19 protein-coding genes are annotated in these 19,891 nt (G+C 71.8%); 5 read left to right on the top strand and 14 right to left on the bottom strand.

What is annotated here, in order from left to right:
* Positions 1-217 precede the first annotated feature (217 nt).
* The gene (gene ctaD / locus ACE4Q9_RS26170) at positions 218-1,903 is read left to right on the top strand and encodes a cytochrome c oxidase subunit I (RefSeq protein ID WP_397986679.1); all 1,686 of its coding nucleotides are present in this window, start codon (positions 218-220) and stop codon (positions 1,901-1,903) included.
* Between the two features lie 7 nt (positions 1,904-1,910).
* Here ctaD and ACE4Q9_RS26165 read toward each other — a convergent pair whose 3' ends face one another.
* Positions 1,911-2,594: a transglycosylase family protein gene (locus tag ACE4Q9_RS26165; protein ID WP_397986678.1), complete on the bottom strand. Its 684-nt coding sequence runs from the start codon at positions 2,592-2,594 to the stop codon at positions 1,911-1,913.
* Positions 2,595-3,132: 538 nt separating this feature from the next.
* Here ACE4Q9_RS26165 and ACE4Q9_RS26160 point away from each other — a divergent pair.
* On the top strand, positions 3,133-3,915 hold the full coding sequence (locus ACE4Q9_RS26160; protein ID WP_397986677.1) for a hypothetical protein: 783 nt from the start codon (positions 3,133-3,135) through the stop codon (positions 3,913-3,915).
* Positions 3,916-3,993: 78 nt separating this feature from the next.
* Entirely contained in the window at positions 3,994-4,392 is a 399-nt protein-coding gene (locus ACE4Q9_RS26155) for a hypothetical protein (RefSeq protein ID WP_397986676.1), read from the top strand.
* 84 nt (positions 4,393-4,476) lie between these two features.
* Here ACE4Q9_RS26155 and der read toward each other — a convergent pair whose 3' ends face one another.
* From der to aroH, 5 genes are all read right to left on the bottom strand, one after another.
* Positions 4,477-5,958, bottom strand: coding sequence for a ribosome biogenesis GTPase Der (gene der / locus ACE4Q9_RS26150; RefSeq protein WP_397986675.1), 1,482 nt, complete (start codon positions 5,956-5,958; stop codon positions 4,477-4,479).
* Between the two features lie 93 nt (positions 5,959-6,051).
* Entirely contained in the window at positions 6,052-6,684 is a 633-nt protein-coding gene (locus ACE4Q9_RS26145; protein WP_397987332.1) for a lysophospholipid acyltransferase family protein, read from the bottom strand.
* A gap of 80 nt (positions 6,685-6,764) precedes the next feature.
* Entirely contained in the window at positions 6,765-7,460 is a 696-nt protein-coding gene (cmk, locus tag ACE4Q9_RS26140; protein ID WP_397986674.1) for a (d)CMP kinase, read from the bottom strand.
* A 130-nt stretch (positions 7,461-7,590) separates the two neighbouring features.
* A complete protein-coding gene (locus ACE4Q9_RS26135; protein ID WP_397986673.1) occupies positions 7,591-8,676 on the bottom strand; it encodes a prephenate dehydrogenase in 1,086 nt (361 codons plus the stop codon).
* The gene (gene aroH, locus ACE4Q9_RS26130) at positions 8,673-9,035 is read right to left on the bottom strand and encodes a chorismate mutase (protein ID WP_397986672.1); all 363 of its coding nucleotides are present in this window, start codon (positions 9,033-9,035) and stop codon (positions 8,673-8,675) included. The genes ACE4Q9_RS26135 and aroH overlap by 4 nt, the downstream gene beginning before the upstream one ends.
* Positions 9,036-9,230: 195 nt before the next feature.
* Between aroH and ACE4Q9_RS26125 the strand changes: the two genes are divergently transcribed.
* Entirely contained in the window at positions 9,231-9,710 is a 480-nt protein-coding gene (locus ACE4Q9_RS26125; RefSeq protein WP_397986671.1) for a Rieske 2Fe-2S domain-containing protein, read from the top strand.
* A gap of 21 nt (positions 9,711-9,731) precedes the next feature.
* On the top strand, positions 9,732-10,430 hold the full coding sequence (locus tag ACE4Q9_RS26120) for a DNA polymerase beta superfamily protein (protein WP_397986670.1): 699 nt from the start codon (positions 9,732-9,734) through the stop codon (positions 10,428-10,430).
* A gap of 57 nt (positions 10,431-10,487) precedes the next feature.
* Here the strand turns inward: ACE4Q9_RS26120 and ACE4Q9_RS26115 are convergent, their stop codons facing one another.
* The 8 genes from ACE4Q9_RS26115 to ACE4Q9_RS26080 all read right to left on the bottom strand — a co-directional run bounded on the left by ACE4Q9_RS26115 (position 10,488) and on the right by ACE4Q9_RS26080 (position 19,714).
* Positions 10,488-11,495 carry an ADP-ribosylglycohydrolase family protein gene (locus tag ACE4Q9_RS26115; protein ID WP_397986669.1) on the bottom strand — a complete coding sequence of 336 codons (1,008 nt, stop codon included), beginning with the start codon at positions 11,493-11,495 and terminating at the stop codon, positions 10,488-10,490.
* A gap of 88 nt (positions 11,496-11,583) precedes the next feature.
* Complete coding sequence (locus ACE4Q9_RS26110; protein WP_397986668.1) at positions 11,584-12,645, bottom strand: pseudouridine synthase; 1,062 nt, start codon at positions 12,643-12,645, stop codon at positions 11,584-11,586.
* Between the two features lie 12 nt (positions 12,646-12,657).
* Positions 12,658-13,305 carry an SMC-Scp complex subunit ScpB gene (gene scpB, locus ACE4Q9_RS26105; RefSeq protein WP_397986667.1) on the bottom strand — a complete coding sequence of 216 codons (648 nt, stop codon included), beginning with the start codon at positions 13,303-13,305 and terminating at the stop codon, positions 12,658-12,660.
* A complete protein-coding gene (locus tag ACE4Q9_RS26100; protein ID WP_397986666.1) occupies positions 13,302-14,276 on the bottom strand; it encodes a segregation and condensation protein A in 975 nt (324 codons plus the stop codon). Before ACE4Q9_RS26100 ends, scpB begins: the two co-directional genes overlap by 4 nt.
* 17 nt (positions 14,277-14,293) lie before the next feature.
* Positions 14,294-14,833: a hypothetical protein gene (locus ACE4Q9_RS26095; protein ID WP_397986665.1), complete on the bottom strand. Its 540-nt coding sequence runs from the start codon at positions 14,831-14,833 to the stop codon at positions 14,294-14,296.
* Positions 14,818-15,951 (bottom strand): ParA family protein, encoded by a 1,134-nt coding sequence (locus tag ACE4Q9_RS26090; protein WP_397986664.1) that lies wholly within the window; start codon positions 15,949-15,951, stop codon positions 14,818-14,820. Before ACE4Q9_RS26090 ends, ACE4Q9_RS26095 begins: the two co-directional genes overlap by 16 nt.
* A gap of 414 nt (positions 15,952-16,365) precedes the next feature.
* Positions 16,366-17,490 (bottom strand): alanine dehydrogenase, encoded by a 1,125-nt coding sequence (gene ald, locus ACE4Q9_RS26085; protein WP_397986663.1) that lies wholly within the window; start codon positions 17,488-17,490, stop codon positions 16,366-16,368.
* Between the two features lie 136 nt (positions 17,491-17,626).
* The gene (locus ACE4Q9_RS26080; RefSeq protein WP_397986662.1) at positions 17,627-19,714 is read right to left on the bottom strand and encodes a tetratricopeptide repeat protein; all 2,088 of its coding nucleotides are present in this window, start codon (positions 19,712-19,714) and stop codon (positions 17,627-17,629) included.
* Positions 19,715-19,891 lie beyond the last annotated feature (177 nt).

Genomic DNA, 19,891 nt, shown 5'->3' with positions numbered 1-19,891 from the left:
GAATTCCCGCGTGTCACGGCCCCCTCTCGAATTACCGGGCGGAAAGTGCCGTGGTGAGGATCGGGACGGGTCCCGGAACCATGATTCCCCGAGGGAATCCGGCGCCAAGCCACCGGAGCTGACACCGCATAGGAAATTTTCACGGATTCCGCACATGCCGGTGCGCGGTCCGCCGGTGCGGGCCTCCTGGGGGCGGGACGACGCGAAGGGGCGAGCGATGGGGACCGAGACCGCGGGCGCGACGACGCGACCGGTGCGCGGCCGGCCGCGGGCGGGCCGGGTGGTGGTGGACTGGCTCACGACCACGGACCACAAGAAGATCGGCCATCTGTATCTGATCACCGGCTTCGGCTTCTTCCTGGCCGCGGGGGCGATGGCGCTGCTGATGCGGGCCGAACTCGCCCGGCCGGGGCTCCAGCTGATGAGCGAGGAGACGTACAACCAGCTGTTCACCCTGCACGGCACGATCATGCTGCTGCTGTTCGCGACGCCGAGCTTCGCCGGGTTCGCCAATGAGCTGATGCCGCTCCAGATCGGCGCCCCGGACGTGGCCTTCCCCCGGCTGAACATGCTGTCGTACTGGTTCTTCCTGTTCGGCGGGCTGATCGTGCTGGGGTCCCTGCTCTCGTCGGACGGGGCCGCCGACTACGGCTGGTTCGCCTACGCGCCGCTCAACGACGCGACGCACTCCCCCGGTGTCGGCCCCGACCTGTGGATCATGGGGCTCGCGCTGTCCGGGTTCGGGACGATCCTCGGCGCGGTCAACTTCATCACCACGATCCTCGGAATGCGGGCGCCGGGCATGACGATGTTCCGGATGCCGATCTTCACCTGGAACACCCTGTTCACCTCGATCCTGATCCTGCTGGCCTTCCCGGTGCTGGCGGCGGCGCTGCTGGTGCTGGAGGCGGACCGGCGGTTCGGGGCGCAGGTGTTCGAGGCGGCGAGCGGCGGGGCGCTGCTGTGGCAACACCTGTTCTGGTTCTTCGGGCATCCCGAGGTCTACATCATCGCGCTGCCGTTCTTCGGGATCGTCACGGAGATCATCCCGGTCTTCAGCCGCAAGCCGATCTTCGGGTATCTGACGCTGGTCGGCGCGACGATGGCGATCACCGGACTGTCGATCGTGGTGTGGGCGCACCACATGTTCGCGACGGGCGCGGTGCTGCTGCCGTTCTTCTCCTTCATGTCGTTCCTGATCGCGGTGCCGACCGGGGTGAAGTTCTTCAACTGGACCGGCACGATGATCCACGGCTCGCTGTCCTTCGAGACGCCGATGCTGTGGGCGCTGGGCTTCCTCGTGACGTTCCTGTTCGGCGGGCTGACCGGGGTGATCCTCGCGTCGCCGCCGCTGGACTTCCACGTCACGGACTCGTACTTCGTGGTGGCGCACTTCCACTACGTCGTCTTCGGCACCGTCGTCTTCGCCGTGTTCGGCGGATTCGCCTTCTGGTGGCCGAAGTTCACCGGGAAGATGCTGGACGAACGGCTGGGGAAGATCCAGTTCTGGACGCTGTTCACCGGCTTCCACACGACGTTCCTGGTGCAGCACTGGCTGGGCGCGGAGGGGATGCCGCGCCGCTACGCCGACTACCTGGCGGCCGACGGGTTCACGGCGCTCAACACCGTGTCCTCCATCGGCGCGTTCCTCCTAGGCCTGTCGACGCTGCCCTTCCTCTACAACGTCTGGAAGACGGCCCGGTACGGCGAGAAGGTCGACACGGACGACCCCTGGGGCTACGGCCGCTCCCTGGAGTGGGCGACGTCCTGTCCCCCGCCGCGGCACAACTTCGTGACCCTGCCGAGGATCCGCTCGGAGTCGCCGGCGTTCGATCTGCACCACCCCTCGTACGCGGCACAGGCCCCCCAGCCGGAGCCGAGGGGCCATCAGGCGCGGGACTGACCGCCGCTCAGAAGGTCAGGTGCGTTCCGGGGACGATGAGATCCGGGTCGCCGCCGATGACGGACCTGTTCGCCTCGTACAGGTGGTGCCAGCCGATGCCGTGCCGTGTGGCGATCGCGGACAGGGTGTCGCCCGCGCGGACGGTGTAGCCGCCGCTGTTCCGGGCGGGGTGGCGCGGTGCCTCGGCGGTCTGCGGGGTGTGCGGGGTCTGCCGGGCCCTGGTCGGGGCCTTCGCGGTCTTGGTCGGGGCCGACTTCTTCGTGGTGCTGCCCTTGTCGAGGCTCACCTGCGAGGGGGCGGAGCCCATCGCGCCCGCGCGGCCGGAGCAGACCGGCCAGGCGCCCCAGCCCTGGGCCTGCTGGACCCGCGTCGCGACGGCGATCTGCGCGCCCCTGGAAGCCCGGTCGGCCGTCGAGGCGTAGGCTCCGCCGCCGTACGCGCGCCAGGTGTGGGCGGAGAACTGGAGTCCTCCGTAGTAGCCGTTGCCGGTGTTGATGTGCCAGTTGCCGCCGCTCTCGCACTGGGCGATGCGGTCCCACACCCCGTTGTCCGCGGCGGCGGCGTTGCCGGTCGCGGCCAGCAACCCCAGCGGGGCCAGCAGCGCGGCGCCGGCGAGCAGGGCCGTCGGGCGTCCCCTGCGCGCGCTGTCGTCACGGGTGGTGGTACGGCTGGTATCGGCACACTCGGACATGTAACTCCCTCTCCAACAACCCGGATTCCCCCAGGCGAAGCGCGCCTCGCCGCGCACGACCGCGGTTCCTCGCGCCCGCCCCGTCCGTGCCCCCGGTGCCGGCGATGACGCCTGCCGGTGCCGGGTGACGGACGAACCCGAGCGGTGCTCGTTGCACACGGCGGAGGAATGTAGGGAACGTGTGTGCCGGACATCAACCAACCGGATGTCATGCCAGGCCAGTTGGTAGTTACCGCCGGTATCGGCGATTTCCAGCCACCCACTACATGCGTTGATTTACTGATTTTTCGACCATGCCGGGCGGTATGCTGTGACCCACTTCACTCGTTCAAGTAGCTTGGTACCGCACGGATTTGACGCTACGCATCCGGTTCAATACCTACGGTGATCACTCGCGGCGGTTGATTCGAACCGGTGCTCCGCCATGCGTGACTCCCACCACAGGACGCCCGTTGTCTTCTTCATGAGCCCGGAACCCTGGGGCTCATCGGCCGGGAGCCACCCGACCGGTCCAGCACGCATCCCGAGGGAGCCACCCGTGCCGCGCATGCTCGACGTCAGCGACGCCGTACGCGCCGAGATCGGCGACGAAGAAGCCGACCGGCTGCTCGCCGGAGAGAACGCCCCGGGCAGTTACGACTGCACGTCCTGCCGCACACCGGGCGACTCCGAGCAGGAGCGCACCAGCACCGTCCTCTTCGTGGGCGAGGAGACCGCGGTCCTCGCCTTCGCCCACGCGAGCTGCCTGCCCTCGCAGGTCGTCCAGGTCACCGAGGAGCAGTTGCAGGGGGCCGTCCGCTCCATCGGCGCGCAGGCCCAGGACGGCGAGCCGCCGCGGCCCGTGCCCGAGCAGGCGGTGCTCGGCGTGACCAGCGGACTCGTCCTGATCGAGGGCGAGTTGCACCCCGCCCTGGTGGTAGAGCCCACCTCGCCCATCGTGCGCCCCGGCACCCTCGGGCCCGGCGACGACTTCCTGCCGCTCCTCATCGAGCAGGGCTTCATGCCGGTGACCGAGCTGGCCGCGGTCCCGCCGGTGCTGCACGGCTGGTCGGTGCTGCTGGCGGTGGGCCAGCTGCACGCCGTCCTCCAGCCCGGCCCGTCCGGCGGCCACCCGGTCGCCTGGTGGCAGGCCCACCAGCCGCTCCAGGTCACCGACGGCTGGCGGGCCGCGGCCAACAAGCACCAGCAGGTGCTGATGTTCGCCGCACCGGTGGGCTCCATCGGCCGCCAGCCGCGCGAGGACCTGCTGCGGGACTCCCTCGACAAGGCCGCAGCGGGCGGCAAACTGGTGGCGGCGGCGCTCCCCCTCGCCGGCACCTGAGCCGTGTGTCCAAGCGGCCGCGGCTAAAGGAAGGTTGCGAAACCGCATCTCTTCCCGCGCGCTGTCGTTTGGACATACGTGCACGCATACGACACTTCGCCCCGACGGTCCTCGTTCTCCTCCGTTCCGTCCGCCCGGACGGGGCACGAAGGGGCGGGTGGTGCCTCGGCCACGCCGATCTTCGACATGCTCGCCGCGGAGTGGGTCAAGGCCTTTCGCACCCTGCCGGGCGACCGCAGCGGCGAGGAGGGGATGAGGTTCGTCCCCTTCGGCCTGCCGGACCGCACCGGGTGGTCGTACGGCGGCCATCGGGCGGGCTCGTTCAGCAGCTCGTACAGCGCCTACAGCGCGGGGGCCTACAGCGCCCGCCAGCAGTCGCAGTGGCAGCGCGTCGGCACCCTCGGGCGGCCGCAGCAGGACACCGGGATGCACCATGTGCCCGCCGCGCTGCCCCCCGGACCGCGCCGCGGGGCGTGACACCCCCGCACACGAAAGGGCGGCCCCTGCCGGACAGGGGCCGCCCTTCGCGTCGTACCGACGCCGATGCGCGGCGCGGTGCGGTTACTTCTTCTTCGTGCCGCGCTTCTCGCGCACCCGCACCGAGATGTGGATCGGGGTGCCCTCGAAGCCGAACTCCTCGCGCAGCCGGCGCTCGATGAAGCGCCGGTAGCCCGCCTCGATGAAGCCGGAGGCGAAGAGGACGAAGCGCGGCGGCTTGGTGCCGGCCTGGGTGCCGAAGAGGATGCGCGGCTGCTTGCCGCCCCGGACCGGGTGCGGGTGGGCCGCGACCAGCTCGCCGAGGAACGCGTTGAGCCGGCCGGTGGGGACACGGGTCTCCCAGCCGGCGAGGGCGGTCTCGATGGCCGGGACCAGCTTCTCCATGTGGCGGCCGGTGCGCGCCGACACGTTCACCCGCGGCGCCCAGGCGACCTGGGCCAGCTCGGTCTCGATCTCCCGCTCCAGGTAGTAGCGGCGCTCCTCGTCCAGCGTGTCCCACTTGTTGTAGGCGATGACCAGCGCCCGGCCGGCCTCCACGGCCATGGTGACGATCCGCTGGTCCTGCACGGAGATGTTCTCCGAGGCGTCGATCAGGACGACCGCGACCTCGGCCTTCTCCACCGCGGCGGCGGTGCGCAGCGAGGCGTAGTAGTCGGCGCCCTGCTGGAGGTGGACGCGCTTGCGGATGCCCGCGGTGTCCACGAACTTCCAGGTGACGCCGCCGAGTTCGATCAGCTCGTCGACCGGGTCGCGGGTGGTGCCCGCCATCTCGTTGACGACGACGCGCTCCTCGCCGGCGACCTTGTTCAGCAGGGAGGACTTGCCGACGTTCGGGCGGCCGATGAGGGCGATGCGGCGGGGGCCGCCGATGGCGGTGCCGAAGGACTGCGCGGGCGCCTCGGGCAGCGCCTCCAGGACGGCGTCCAGCATGTCGCCGGTGCCGCGGCCGTGCAGCGCGGAGACGGGGTGCGGCTCGCCGAGGCCCAGGCTCCACAGGTACGAGGCGTCGGCCTCGCCGCTCGGGCCGTCGACCTTGTTGGCGCACAGCACCACCGGCTTGCCGGCCTTGCGCAGCAGTCGTACGACCGCCTCGTCGGTGTCGGTGGCGCCGACCTTGGCGTCGACCACGAAGACCACCGCGTCGGCGGCCTCGATCGCGTACTCGGCCTGGGCGGCCACCGAGGCGTCGATGCCGAGGACGTCCTGCTCCCAGCCGCCGGTGTCGACCACCTTGAAGCGGCGGCCCGCCCACTCGGCCTCGTAGGTGACGCGGTCGCGGGTGACGCCGGGCTTGTCCTCGACGACCGCCTCGCGGCGGCCGATGATCCGGTTGACCAGGGTCGACTTGCCGACATTGGGGCGACCGACGACGGCGAGCACGGGCAGCGGACCGTGACCCGCCGCCTCGATGGCGCCCTCGACGTCCTCGACGTCGAAGCCCTCTTCCGCGGCGAGCTCCATGAACTGCGCGTACTCGGCGTCGCCGAGTGCCCCGTGCTCGTACTCGTGCTCGGCCGAGCCGTCGGGCTGGATGTCGTCGTTCATGAAGTCCGTACCTCGTTGTTCATCGTGGTGATCGGTGGAACAGGCCCTGGCGGGCTCATCCCTCGGTGGGCTGATCCACTACTCAAGTGTCGCCTAGCGCCCGGTCAGGCGCCTGGCGTTTTCCAGGTGGGCGGTGAGCTGCTTCTGGATGCGCTCGGTCGCCTCGTCCAGCGCTCTGCGCGTACGCCGCCCGCTCCCGCCCGCCCGTCGCCCGCCGCCACCCTCATCGGAGCTTCGCACTCCTTCGAAGGCGTCGAACGGGTCGCCGAAGACGACGTCCACGCGCGAGCGCACCGGGGGCAGCGCCTTTATCAACCGTCCCGGCCGGTCCGAGCTTCCCATGACGGCGACCGGCACGATCGGCGCCCCGCTGCGGACCGCGAAGTAGGCGAGGCCCGCGCGCAGCGAGGCGAAGTCGCCGTCGCCGCGGGTGCCCTCCGGGAAGATGCCGAGCACTCCCCCGGCCGCCAGGAGGTCGAGGGCGCGGGTGATGGCGGCGCGGTCGGCGGCGGTGCGGTCCACCGGCAGCTGGCCGATGCCGGTCAGGAAGGCGCCCAGCGGGCCGATGAACGCCTCCTTCTTGATCAGGAAGTGCGCCGGGCGGGGCGCCACGCCCATGACCATGGGGCCGTCGATGTTGTGGGAGTGGTTGACGGCGAGGATCACCGGGCCGCTCGCGGGCACCTTCCAGGCGCCGAGCACGCGCGGCTTCCACAGCCCGTACATCAGGCCGACGCCGATGCGCCGGCCGACCTCGGCGCCCCGCTCGGAGGGCGGACCCGCGTCCCGTCTCGCGGAGGGCAGGCTCACTTGGCCGCCCGCTTCTCCTCGACCAGGGTGACGACGCACTCGATGACCTGGGCGAGGGTGAGCTCGGTGGTGTCCACCTCGACCGCGTCGCCGGCCTTGGCGAGCGGGGAGGTCTTGCGGCTGGAGTCGGCGGCGTCGCGCTTGATCAGCGCCTCGCGGGTGGCATGCAGGTCGGCGCCCTTCAGCTCACCGCTGCGGCGGGCGGCGCGAGCCTCCGGGGAGGCGGTGAGGAAGACCTTGAGATCGGCGTCCGGCAGCACCGTCGTACCGATGTCCCGGCCCTCGACCACGATGCCCCGCTCGGCGCCGGCGGCCAGCGAGCGCTGGAGTTCGGTGATCCGGATGCGCACCTCGGGCACCGCGCTGACCGCGCTGACCTTGGAGGTGACCTCCTGGGTGCGGATCGGGGCGGACACGTCCACGCCGTCGACCGTGATGGTGGGGGCCGCCGGGTCGGTGCCGGAGACGATCTCGGGCTTGCCCGCGACGGCGGCGATGGCGGTCGGGTCCGTCAGGTCGATGCCGTGGTGCACCATCCACCAGGTGATCGCCCGGTACTGGGCGCCGGTGTCCAGGTAGCTCAGACCGAGCTGCGCGGCCACGGCCTTCGACGTGCTCGACTTGCCCGTGCCGGAGGGACCGTCGATCGCGACGATCACGGGCTTGGCGGTCGGGGCGGCGCCGTTTTCCACGGGGGGACACCTTCCTGGTGCGGTGTGCGGGCGGGGGCGGGGAGCGAGAGCGCCCCGCACAAGGTTACTGGGTGTGGGTCACTCGTCCGGACGCATATCGCCGCCCGGCCCCCGCCCCGCCCGCGCCGGGCTACTGCCGCAGCGCCCAGCCCCGCTCGCGCAGCGCGCTGGTGAGCGCCGGCACGGCCCCCGGTTCGACCATGAGCTGCACCAGGCCGGCCTGCTGTCCGGTGGCGTGCTCGATCCGCACGTCCTCGATGTTGACCCCGGCGCGGCCCGCGTCGGCGAAGATGCGCGCCAGCTGACCGGGCTGGTCGTCGATGAGCACCACGACGGTCTCGTAGGCCCGCGGCGCGCTGCCGTGCTTGCCGGGCACCCGCACCTGGCCCGCGTTGCCGCGGCGCAGCATGGCCTCGATGCCGGTGCTGCCGGTACGGCGCTTGTCCTCGTCGGAGGACTGGAGGGCGCGCAGGGCGCCCACGGTCTCGTCCAGGTCGGCGGCGACGTCGGCGAGCAGGTCGGCGACCGGGCCCGGATTGGCGGAGAGGATGTCGATCCACATGCGCGGATCGGAGGCGGCGATCCGGGTCACGTCCCGGATGCCCTGTCCGCACAGTCGTACGGCGGCCTCGTCGGCGTGTTCCAGGCGGGCGGCGACCATGCTGGAGACCAGGTGGGGCATGTGGGAGACGAGGGCGACGGCGCGGTCGTGGGCGTCGGCGTCCATCACGACGGGCACGGCACGGCAGTGTGAGACCAGTTCCAGGGCGAGGTTGAGCACCTCGGTGTCGGTGTCGCGGGTGGGGGTGAGCACCCAGGGCCGGCCCTCGAAGAGGTCGCCGGTGGCGGCCAGCGGGCCCGACTTCTCCCGGCCGGACATCGGATGGGTGCCGAGGTAGGCGGCGAGGTCCAGGCCGAGCGCCTCCAGCTCCCGGCGCGGGCCGCCCTTGACGCTGGCCACGTCCAGGTAGCCGCGGGCCAGGTTCCGGCGCATGGCGTCGGCGAGGACAGGGGCCACATGGGCGGGCGGGGCGGCGACGATCGCCACGTCCACCGGGCCCTCGGGGGCCGCGTCGGTGCCGGCGCCGAGCGCGGCGGCGGTACGGGCCTGCTCCGGGTCGTGGTCGGCGAGGTGCACGGTGACGCCGCGCTGGGTCAGGGCCAGGGCGGCGGAGGTGCCGATCAGGCCGGTGCCGATGACGAGTGCGGTCCTCACTGGGCGATGTCCTTGCGCAGGGCGGCCGCGGCGCCGAGGTAGACGTGGGCGATGTCGGCGCGCGGGCGGTCCGACTCGACGTGGGCGAGGATCCGGACGACACGGGGCATGGCGCCGGCGATGTCCAGTTCCTGGGCACAGATCAGGGGCACGTCCACGATGCCGAGCTTGCGGGCGGCGGCCGCCGGGAAGTCGCTGTGCAGATCGGGGGTGGCGGTGAACCAGATGCTGATCAGGTCGTCCGCGGTCAGTCCGTTCCGCTCCAGGACGGCGGTGAGCAGGGCCCCGACCTGCTCGTCCATGTGTCCGGCCTCGTCCCGCTCCAGTTGGACGGCCCCCCGGACCGCTCGTACCGCCACGGCGCTGCTCCTCGCTGACAGGTGCTGACAGTTGCCGACAGGTGTTGTCGTGCTCGCCCGTCCAGCGTAGTCAGCCCGCGTGGGCACGGCGCGCGCGCCCGATCACTGAGACGATACGAGCGGTCCGGTTCCTCCCGGATGTCCACCTTTCTTCCAGTCATCGGCAATCAGGCGACATGTGTACGGAGTGGTGACATGACCCAGGGCGCGACGCGGCGCATGGTGATCGCGACGGGCGCGGCGGCGCTCGCAACCGGCTGCGGCGGCAACAGCGGCGGCGACACGAGTGCCGCGGCCGACAGCACGGACAGCCCCTCGGCGACGGGCCCGACGAGTCCCGCGGCCACGGCGTCCCCGACCGGCGCGGGCACCTCCCCGGCGGCCGGCGGGAAGAAACTGGCGATCACGAGCGAGATCCCCGAGGGCGGGGGCAAGGTCTTCGACGCGCAGAAGATCGTGGTCACGCAGCCGGCGAAGGGGCAGTTCAAGGCCTTCTCGGCGGTCTGCACGCACATGGGCTGCACGGTGAGCCGGGTGCAGGACGGCACCATCGACTGCCCGTGCCACGGCAGCCGGTTCAAGATCGAGGACGGTTCGGTGGCGGACGGCCCCGCGACCAAGCCGCTGGCGGAGCGGTCGATCAAGGTCGCCGGAGACTCGATCCAGCTGGGCTGAGGGGCCGCGTAGGCTCCGGGCATGCAGCCCGAGGACCTGGTACGCGACCACACGATCTACGCCTGTGTCATGGGGTCACGGGCCTTCGGCCTGGCCACGGACGCGAGCGACACCGACCGGCGGGGCGTGTACCTCGCGCCCACCGCGCTGTTCTGGCGGTTCGAGAAGCCGCCGACGCATGTGGAGGGGCCGGGCGAGGAGCGGTTCTCCTGGGAGCTGGAGCGGTTCTGCGAGCTGGCGCTGCGCGGCAACCCGAACATCCTGGAGTGCCTGCACTCCCCGCTGGTCGAGCGGTTGGACGACACCGGCCGCGAACTGCTGTCCCTGCGCGGGGCGTTCCTCTCCGTGCGGGCGTACGACACCTTCACCCGCTACGCCCTCGGCCAGCGCAGGAAGCTGGACGCCGACGTGCGCACGACGGGCGCCCCGCGCTGGAAGCACGCCATGCACCTGCTGCGGCTGCTGATGAGCTGCCGCGACCTGCTGCGCACCGGCGAGCTCCACCTCGGCGTGGGCGACCAGCGTGAGCCGCTGCTGGCGGTGAAGCGGGGCGAGGTGCCCTGGCCGGACATCGAATCCCGGATGACCCGCCTGGCCACGGAAGCGGAAGCCGCCCTGCGGCACACCCCCTTGCCCCCGGAACCGGATCACGCCCGCGTGGCCGACTTCCTGTTCCGTACGCGCCGGGATTCGGCTCTGGGGCCGGTACGGCCAAACTGAGGCCCCGGCTTCCGGGCCCCCCGTCCGAGTCCCCCGAGGGAAGCCGTACAGATGGGCTTACGCGTCCCAGAGCGTGCCGAGCGCCAGCAGATCCTCCCGGTACTCGATCCGCTCCGCCCAGTCCGCGGGCCAGGCGTCCGCGCCCAGCCACGCGCCCGCGAAGGCACCGGTGAGGCAGGCGATGGAGTCGGAGTCCCCGGCGGTGCAGGCGGCCCGGCGCAGGGCGGTCAGCGGCTCGCTGGGAAAGAGCAGGAAGCACAGCAGCCCGGTGGCCAACGCCTCTTCGGCGATCCAGCCCTCGCCGGTGGCCAGGCACGGATCGTCCTGCGGGGAGTGGGTGCGGACGGCCTCCTGGAGCCGGTCCAGGATCGCCAGGCACTCGTCCCAGCCGCGCGCGGCGAAGTGCTCGGGCGTGGGGTCCTGGGCACGGGTCCACAGGTCGCCGAGCCACGTCTCGTCGTACCGGGTGCGGTTCGCGAGGGCGTAGTCGCGCAACTCGCCGAGGAGCGCGCCCGGTTCGGTGTCCCGCGCGAGCAAGTGGACCGCCCGTACGGTGAGATCGGAGGCGGCCAGCGCGGTGGGGTGGCCGTGGGTGAGCCCGGACTGCAACTGGGCCGCACCGGCGCGCTGTTCGTCGCTCAGGCCGGGCGCGAGCCCGATCGGCGCGACGCGCATGTTGGCCCCGCAGCCCTTGGAGCCGATCTGGCCGGCCGCCTGCCAGGCCCGGTCCCCGGCCGCCAGCAGGCCGCAGGCGGCCAGGCAGGTGTTGCCGGGCGCCCGGTTGTTCTCCGGCGAGCGGTACCACTCCACGAACTCCTCGCGCACTGGCCGCTCCAGCCGCTCGGGCATGAGGGGACCGCGCTCCATGGCGGTGCGCAGACCCCTTCCGAGGGCGAGCGTCATCTGGGTGTCGTCGGAGACGCGGGCGCGCCGCGGCAGCGGCATCTTTTGCCAGGGTCCGGACATCGACTCGATCAGCTCGACGGTCTTGAACTCGGTCGGGTAACCGAGCGCGTCCCCCAGGGCGAGGCCGAGGAGCGAGCCGGTGGCGGGCCGCTTGGGCATAGAAGATCATCCCCCTTTATCGTCACAATGACAATAAAGGGGGATGGTGATCAACGCAAGACGCTTCCGGCGACCGCCGGGGCCCGGCCTAGAGGTCGACTTCCTTCATCAGCATGCCGACCTCGGTGTTCGACAGCCGGCGCAGCCAGCCGGACTTCTGGTCGCCGAGGGTGATCGGGCCGAACGCGGTGCGCACCAGCTTGTCGACCGGGAACCCGGCCTCGGCGAGCATGCGCCGCACGATGTGCTTGCGGCCCTCGTGCAGGGTCACCTCGACCAGGTAGTTCTTGCCGGTCTGCTCCACCACCCGGAAGTGGTCCGCGCGCGCGTACCCGTCCTCCAGCTGGATGCCGTCCTTCAGGCGCTTGCCGAGGTCGCGCGGGATCGGACCGACGATGTGCGCGAGGTACGTCTTCTGCACGCCGTACTTGGGGTGGGTGAGGCGGTGCGCCAGCTCACCGTGGTTGGTGAGCAGGATGACGCCCTCGGTCTCGGTGTCCAGCCGGCCGACGTGGAACAGCCGCGTCTCCCGGTTGGTGACGTAGTCGCCGAGGCACTGGCGCCCCTCCGGGTCCTCCATGGTGGAGACCACACCGGCGGGCTTGTTCAGCGAGAAGAACTGGTACGACTGGGTCGCCACGGTCAGGCCGTCGACCTTGACCTCGTCCTTCTCCGGGTCGACCCGCTTGCCCTGCTCGGTGACGATCTCGCCGTTGACCTCGACACGGCACTGCTCGATCAGCTCCTCGCAGGCGCGCCGGGACCCGTAGCCCGCGCGCGCGAGCACCTTCTGGAGGCGCTCGCCCTCCTGCTCGGCGCCCGGGAAGGTCTTGGGCAGCTTGATGTCCTTCTTGCCCGCGTACCGGTCCCGGTTGCGCTCCTCGACCCGCGTCTCGTACTCACGCGAGCGCGCGGGCTGCGTACGGCCACCCTGCTGGGGCCGCCGCGGGCTGCCCTTGGCGCCGCCGCGCGCCGCGCCGCCGCGCCCGGACTTGGGGCCGTCCTGGGTCGCGCCGGGGCCCACGTCGTAGCGGCGCTCCTCGGGGCGGGGCTTGCTGGGACGCCCCTGCCCCTGCCGCTCGTCCCGGTTGTTGCCGGCGCCGCGGTAGTTACCGCGCCCGCCACTCTTGCCGCTGCCGCTGCTTCGCATCAAAGTTCCGTCTTAGTCGTCTGCGTCCTCTGCACCCGGCGCGTCGGGCGCGTCCGGGTCGAACGACGGGACTCCCTCCTGGGTCTCGGCCTCGATCGCCTCCGCCTCCGGGAGGAAGGGCGCGAGTTCCGGAAGTTCGTCCAGGCCGCGCAGGCCCATCCGCTCCAGGAAGTAGTTCGTCGTCCTGTACAGGATCGCACCTGTTTCGGGTTCCGCGCCCGCCTCCTCGACCAGACCGCGCTGGAGCAGGGTGCGCATCACACCGTCGCAGTTCACTCCGCGTACGGCGGAGACCCGGCTGCGGCTGACCGGCTGGCGGTAGGCGACCACCGCGAGCGTCTCCAGTGCGGCCTGGGTGAGCCGGGCGGTCTGGCCGTCCAGGACGAGCCGCTCCACGGCGGGCGCGTAGGCGGCGCGGGTGTAGAAGCGCCAGCCGCCCGCGACATAGCGCAGCTCGAAGCCGCGACCCTGCACGGTGTACTCGTCGGCCAGCGCGCGCAGTGCGTCCGCGATCTGCCGCCGGGGCCGCTCCAGGATCCTGGCGAGGTGCTCCTCGGTCGCGGGCTCGTCCACGACCATGAGGACGGCCTCCAGGGCGGGCAGCAGCTCCAGCTCGGCGACGTCGCCCGGTTCCGCCGGGGCCTCGGTGGTCTCGCTCACGGCTTCCTCTCCTCCTCGGGCGCGGGCGGCCGGTCGAACTCGTCGGTGACCAGCGGGGCCGCCGGCCCGTCCCCGCCGGTCCAGCGCACCAGCAGCTCCCCGAGGGCGGCCTCCTGCTCCAGGACGACGGCCTTCTCCCGGTACAGCTCCAGGAGGGCCAGGAAGCGGGCCACGACGGTGAGCGTGTCGTCGGTGTCCGCCACGAGCGCCCGGAAGCTGGCCTCGCCCAGCTCCCGCAGCCGTGTGATGACGATGCCCGCCTGCTCCTGCACGCTGACCAGCGGGGCGTGGATGTGGTCGACGTACACCTGCGGCTTGGGTTTGGGCTGCATGGCCTTGACGGCGAGCTTCGCGAAGCCCTCGGGCCCGATGCTGATCACGACCTCGGGCAGCAGCTCGGCGTGCTCGGGTTCGAGGCCGACGGTACGGGGGTAGCGGCGGGCCTCCTCGTCGACGCGGGCGTTGAAGATGTCGGCGATCTGCTTGTACGCCCGGTACTGGAGCAGCCGTGCGAACAGCAGGTCCCGCGCCTCAAGGAGCGCCAGGTCGCCCTCGTCCTCCACCTCGGCGGCGGGCAGCAGCCGGGCCGCCTTCAGATCGAGCAGGGTGGCGGCCACGACGAGGAACTCGGTCGTCTGGTCCAGGTCCCAGTCCGGTCCCATCGCGCGGATGTGCGCCATGAACTCGTCGGTGACCTTGGAGAGCGCGACCTCGGTCACGTCCAGCTTGTGCTTGGAGATCAGCTGGAGCAGCAGATCGAAGGGCCCCTCGAAGTTGGCGAGCCGGACCTTGAAGACGCCGTCGGGGGTCTCGTCGGGTCCGGGGGCGGGCTCCCCGGCCGCGGGTACGGGCGGTTCCTCCGGTACGGCGGCCTCGGGCGCCGCTTCGAGGACCAGTGCCCCCGGCCCACGGCCCAGCGCACGCCGACGGCCGGCACCAGTGCCGGGACGGAGGGCGTCGTTCGAGGTCATCGCCCCGCAGGCTACCCCTAACGCCCCCGCAGCCGGCGTACGAGGATGCTCGCGTCCCCGCGGGACTCCAGGTCCGCCAGCACCACGGCCACCGCCTCCCGCACGATCCGCCCGCGGTCCACCGCGAGCCCGTGCTCGCCGCGGAGCACCAGGCGCGCGTGTTCCAGGTCCATCAGCTCCTCGGCGGAGACGTACACCGTGATCTTCTCGTCGTGCCGCTCGCGCCCGCTGGGCCGCCGGTTCGCCGCCCGGCCCCGCTTGCGCGGCTGGGCGGCGGCGGACTCGTCCGGCGCGGGCCCCCGGCGCCGGGTGCGGGACTCGGCGTCGGCCGGTTCCGCCTCCGCCGCCACGTGCTCCGCGCCCTCGCCGTCCCCGCTCTGCACGGGCACGGCCTGCGGCGCGTCCTCGGCGGCGGCCACGTCGTCGCTGTCCTGCGCGGGTGCCGGCACCCGCGCCTCGGCGCCCGCGGCGCGCCGGGGGCTCGACGGCTGGAGCGCCGTCCCCCCTGTCGTACGGAAGAGTTCGTCGGCCCCCGGCAGACTCACTCGGCGTGACACCGGGCGAGCACCTCCCTGGCGAGCTGGCGGTAGGCGGCGGCACCGACGGAGTTGGAGGCGTACGTGGTGATCGGCTCGCCGGCGACCGTGGTCTCCGGGAAGCGGACCGTGCGCCCGATGACCGTGTGGTACACGTGATCGTCGAATGCCTCGACCACGCGGGCCAGCACCTCGCGGCTGTGCACCGTGCGCGAGTCGTACATGGTGGCGAGGATGCCGTCCAGCTCCAGGTCGGGGTTGAGCCGTTCCTGGACCTTCTCGATGGTCTCGGTCAGCAGGGCGACACCGCGCAGCGCGAAGAACTCGCACTCCAGCGGGACGATCACCTTGTGCGCGGCGGTCAGCGCGTTCACCGTGAGCAGGCCCAGCGAGGGCTGGCAGTCGATCACGATGTAGTCGTAGTCGGGCAGCAGCGGCTTGAGCGCCCGCTGGAGCGTGGACTCGCGCGCGACCTCGGAGACCAGCTGGACCTCGGCGGCCGACAGGTCGATGTTGGAGGGCAGCAGGTCCATGTTGGGGACCGCGGTCTTCAGCAGGACCTCGTCCGCGGACATGCCCCGCTCCATGAGCAGGTTGTAGACCGTGAGGTCGAGTTCCATGGGGTTGACGCCCAGACCCACCGACAGCGCGCCCTGCGGGTCGAAGTCCACGAGCAGCACGCGCCGGCCGTACTCCGCGAGCGCGGCACCCAGGTTGATGGTCGACGTGGTCTTGCCGACGCCGCCCTTCTGGTTGCACATCGCGATGATCTTCGCGGGGCCGTGGTCGGTCAGCGGGCCCGGAATCGGGAAGTACGGCAGCGGGCGACCGGTGGGACCGATGCGCTCGCGGCGCTGGCGGGCCGCGTCGGGCGCGAGCGTGGCCGCGTACTCGGGATCGGGCTCGTACTCGGCGTCGGGGTCGTAGAAGTGCCCCTCGGGCAGTTCGTCGTAGTCGGCGAGTTGGTTGTGGGGCGCGCCACTTCCGTCGCCGGCCATGGCGTTCACGTGATGGCCATCCATGCTCTGGTGTGCTGTCCGGGGCATCTGGGTTCCCGGACTCTGGTGGGCTGCGAAGGTGCGCACAGCTACGGAGCCGACAGCCTCGAATCCCGCGGGCCCCTGGCCCCCTGCGGGCATTCCTGGTTGACCACCCCCGGGAGAAAATGTCGACTCATTCACAAGTCGTCTTACCTCCTTGGTGACCAGGAAACTTCTAGACAAGGTCAGCGTGGCACCATGCCGACGGTTGGCGACTCTATGGCGTGTCGGCGGTCCGCAGCAACACAATCCGCCGGACCCGGCAGGATGTGTCGGCAATGAAACATGTCGCTGTCAAGGGCGTACGGCCGTCGCACAGCAGGTTTCACCGGGGTGCGAATCGGTTGAACGGTTACGTTCGAGGCGAGTTGACCGAGCGTCGCAAAGTGACCATACACACATCCGGCCGGACCTTGTCGGGCAAGGTCCGGCCGGGCGTGGGCGGTTGACGAGACGTGTTGACGAATCGCCTTTTACCGCTGGGCGACTCGGTGGCTCACCTGGTCAGGAAGGTCAGCCGAGCAGCGAGGCCAGCTCGACGTGCTCCAGGCCGTGGGCCTCGGCGACCTCCTTGTAAACAACCTTGCCGTCATGGGTGTTGAGACCCTTGGCGAGCGCGGCGTCGCGGCGCAGCGCCTCGACCCAGCCGTTGTTGGCGAGGGAGACGATGTACGGCAGCGTCGCGTTGGTGAGCGCGTTGGTGGAGGTGTTCGGCACGCCGCCCGGCATGTTGGCGACGCAGTAGAAGACCGAGTTGTGGACCTCGAAGGTCGGCTCGGCGTGCGTGGTGGGACGGGAGTCCTCGAAGCAGCCGCCCTGGTCGATCGCGATGTCGACAAGGACACTTCCGGGCTTCATGCGGGCGACCAGCTCGTTGGTGACGAGCTTCGGGGCCTTGGCGCCGGGAATCAGCACCGCGCCGATGACCAGGTCGGCGTCCAGAACGGCCTTCTCCAGCTCGAAGGCGTTGGACATGATGGCCTTGACCTTCGTACCGAAGATCTTGTCGGCCTCGCGCAGCTTGTTGATGTCGCGGTCCAGCAGGGTCACGTCGAAGCCCATGCCGACGGCGACCTGGGTCGCGTTCCAGCCGGAGACGCCGCCGCCGATGACCACGGCCTTGGCCGGGGTCACGCCCGGCACGCCGCCGGGCAGCACGCCGCGGCCGCCGTGGGCGCGCATCAGGTGGTAGGCGCCGACCTGCGGGGCGAGGCGGCCCGCGACCTCGGACATCGGGGCGAGCAGCGGGAGCGCGCGGTTCGGCAGCTCGACCGTCTCGTAGGCGATCGCGGTGGTGCCGGACTCGATCAGGGCGTCCGTGCACTCCTTGGAGGCGGCCAGGTGCAGGTACGTGAAGAGGATCTGGTCCTTGCGGAGGCGGTGGTACTCCTCCGCGATCGGCTCCTTGACCTTGAGCAGCAGGTCGGCGGCGGCCCACACCTCGTCGGCGGTGTCCAGGATCTGGCCACCGGCGGCCACGTACTCGGCGTCCGTGATCGAGGAGCCGAGGCCGGCGCCCCGCTCGATGACGACCTGGTGGCCGTTGCGCACCAGCTCGTGCACGCCGGCGGGGGTGATGGCCACCCGGAACTCGTTGTTCTTGACCTCGCGGGGGATGCCGACCTTCACGTCGATCACGGTCCTTGGCTCAGAGGGTTTGGGGGGTGCATTACGGATGTACCCAGACATGCCTGGGCATACCGGGAGACACCGCAGGAACATGCGGCAGAGCCAGTTTAATGAAGGTGTTCCGCCTGTCTAGCCTTTCATTGCATCAATCTTCTTTGGATGCACTACGGATTTCGCAGGCGTTCGCGTCCTGTTTCGGGTCTGTGGCCTGGTGGGACGGCTGCTGCGGGGCCTCCTCGCCCAGGAGACGCCCGGCGGTGGCGCGGTGCAACCGGGCAGCCGTCGGGTCGCCGAGGCGCTCCAGGGTGTCCGCGAGCCGCAGCTGCAACGCGGCCTGGAGCCGGCCGTCGTCCGCGCGCCGCGCCCACTCCACCGCCTCCTGGCAGGTGCGCAGCGATTCCTGGGGGCGGCCCGCGTACTCCTGCACCCGAGCCGTCTCGCTCAACGCCCGTGCGTAGGCGGCCACATCGCCGCCCTTGCGGTAGGCAGCGCAGGCCGCCCGCCAGTTGCGCAGCGCCTCGCCGTAGCGGCCCGCGTAGGTGTGGGCGGTGGCGATCCGGCCGTAGAGCCGCGCGGCCTCCGGGCGCTCGCCGTGGGCCAGCCGATCGGCCAGCGCCCGCCCGAACCAGTCGGCGGCCCGGTCGTAGTCCCCCAGTTCCAGGTGGGCGCCGCCTACGGATTCCATCGCGCGGCCGGTCGCGTACGGGTCGTTCGCCTCGCGGCCGGCGTCCAGCGCGGCCCGGTAGCGGGCCAGCGCGCCGCGGGTGCGGCCGGTCTGGGCGTCCAGGTCGCCCAGGTTCAGCAGGGCCGCCGCCCGCTCGCGGGGCAGTCCGCGCCGCTCGGCGACATCGAGCACAAGCCCGTGCACGCCGTACAGATCGGCGGCGGCCGCCTGGGTGCCGACATGCGCGGCCAGCGCCCTGACCAGCTGCGACAGCAGCCGCCTGGCCAGGGTGTCCAGCTCGCCGTCGGCCACCGCGAGCCGGGCGGAGGCCAGCAGCGCGGGCTTGCGCACGCGCAGCCAGTCGGCGGCCGCGCGGGGGTCGGCGAAGCGCAGCGGCCGGGGCAGGCCCTGGATCTTCTCGCGGGAGCGGTCGCTGTCCGTCTCGGTGATGGCCCGGCAGGAGTGCAGCAGCCGTACGGTCCGCTCCAGCATCCGGGCACGGGCCACCTGGAGCTCTCCCGGCCGCTCGCGCGCCTCGGCGAGGGAGCGCAGCAGCGGGTGCAGCCAGCCGGGGATGTCGTACTCGGCGAGCGGCGAGTCGACCGGGCGCAGCAGGCCGAGGGCGACGAAGTCGTCCAGGGTGGCGCGGGCGGCTTCGACGGAGCAGCCGGCCAGTGCGGAGGCGGTGTGGTCGTCGACCGGTCCGGCCGGGGCGAGGCACAGCAGGCGCAGTATCCGGGCGGCGGGGCCGGGCAGGTCTTCGTGGACCAGCCGGAAGATCCGGGCCAGCGGGGTGGCGTCCGGCTCCTCGGCGCCGTCCCGCGCGGGGGTGTGCATCCGCTTGGCGAGATCGGCGACGGACGCCTGGGGGCGGGCGGCGAGCCAACCGCCGGCCAGCACCAGCGTGGCCGGGTGGCCCTGGCACGCCTCCACCAGGGACTCGGCGGAGCGCGGGTCCACGGTGATGCGGACCGAGCCGATGGAGCGGGTGAGCAGTTCGAGGGCGGACTTGGTGTCCAGGCCGCCCAGGGTGCAGGGGCGGACGTCCGAGATGCCGGTGAGCGGACCCTTGGAGACGGCCACCACCAGGCACTCGGGGGCGTCCGGGAGCAGGGCGTCGACCTGTTCGGCGCCGGCCGCGTCGTCCAGGAGCAGGAGCTTTCGGCGGCCGGCGAGGGCGGTGCGCAGGGCCTCGGAGAGCTGTTCCTCGGCGGCGCCGGCCGGGGCGGGCACGCGCAGCGCGGCGAGCAGTTCGCGGGCGGCCCGCTCGACCGGTACGGGGGTGCCGTCGGGCTCGGCGAGCCGGGCGCGCAGCACCCCGTCGGGGTAACGGTGGGCGACCTGCCGGACGAGTTCCCCGGCGAGGGCGGTACGGCCGGAGCCGGGGCGGCCCGCGATCAGCAGCACTCGCGCGCGCGGGGGTTTGCGGCCGGCCAGGGTGTCCAGGCCCGCGCGCTCGATGTCGGCGCGCAGTTCCTTCAACTCCCTTGCGCGGCCCAGGAATCGGTCCGCGTCGGCCGAGGGCGCGGACAGCCGCGCACCGCCTGTGTCCACCGCCTGATCCGTCACGGGCCACACTCCCGTCCCACACCGCACGCGCAAGCCCGCCGGATCTTCCGGTACGGGCGTTCCAGAGCCTAGTTCACTCTCTGCGACGTTCCATGCGGAGCACGACGGGGGCGGCGGGGACATCGCCCGATCGGATCAGGCGATGGTCACACCATTGCGGGCGGGTAGCCCCGCGGT

This window comes from Streptomyces sp. AM6-12, from assembly GCF_044327085.1.
GTDB lineage: Bacteria > Actinomycetota > Actinomycetes > Streptomycetales > Streptomycetaceae > Streptomyces.
The sequence above is the reverse complement of the archived record's forward strand: the minus strand, read 5'-3'. Positions and strand labels throughout refer to the sequence as shown.

What these genes read in the sequence shown, in the direction of transcription:
- ACE4Q9_RS26110 (WP_397986668.1), bottom strand. Translation starts at nt 12,645, where the DNA reads ATGCGAAGCAGCGGCAGCGGCAAGAGTGGCGGGCGCGGTAACTACCGC.
- ACE4Q9_RS26115 (WP_397986669.1), bottom strand. Translation starts at nt 11,495, where the DNA reads ATGCCCAAGCGGCCCGCCACCGGCTCGCTCCTCGGCCTCGCCCTGGGG.
- ACE4Q9_RS26100 (WP_397986666.1), bottom strand. Translation starts at nt 14,276, where the DNA reads ATGACCTCGAACGACGCCCTCCGTCCCGGCACTGGTGCCGGCCGTCGG.
- der (WP_397986675.1), bottom strand. Translation starts at nt 5,958, where the DNA reads ATGAACGACGACATCCAGCCCGACGGCTCGGCCGAGCACGAGTACGAG.
- ACE4Q9_RS26120 (WP_397986670.1), top strand. Translation starts at nt 9,732, where the DNA reads ATGCAGCCCGAGGACCTGGTACGCGACCACACGATCTACGCCTGTGTC.
- ACE4Q9_RS26125 (WP_397986671.1), top strand. Translation starts at nt 9,231, where the DNA reads ATGACCCAGGGCGCGACGCGGCGCATGGTGATCGCGACGGGCGCGGCG.
- ACE4Q9_RS26090 (WP_397986664.1), bottom strand. Translation starts at nt 15,951, where the DNA reads ATGCCCGCAGGGGGCCAGGGGCCCGCGGGATTCGAGGCTGTCGGCTCC.
- ACE4Q9_RS26165 (WP_397986678.1), bottom strand. Translation starts at nt 2,594, where the DNA reads ATGTCCGAGTGTGCCGATACCAGCCGTACCACCACCCGTGACGACAGC.
- ctaD (WP_397986679.1), top strand. Translation starts at nt 218, where the DNA reads ATGGGGACCGAGACCGCGGGCGCGACGACGCGACCGGTGCGCGGCCGG.
- ACE4Q9_RS26145 (WP_397987332.1), bottom strand. Translation starts at nt 6,684, where the DNA reads ATGTACGGGCTGTGGAAGCCGCGCGTGCTCGGCGCCTGGAAGGTGCCC.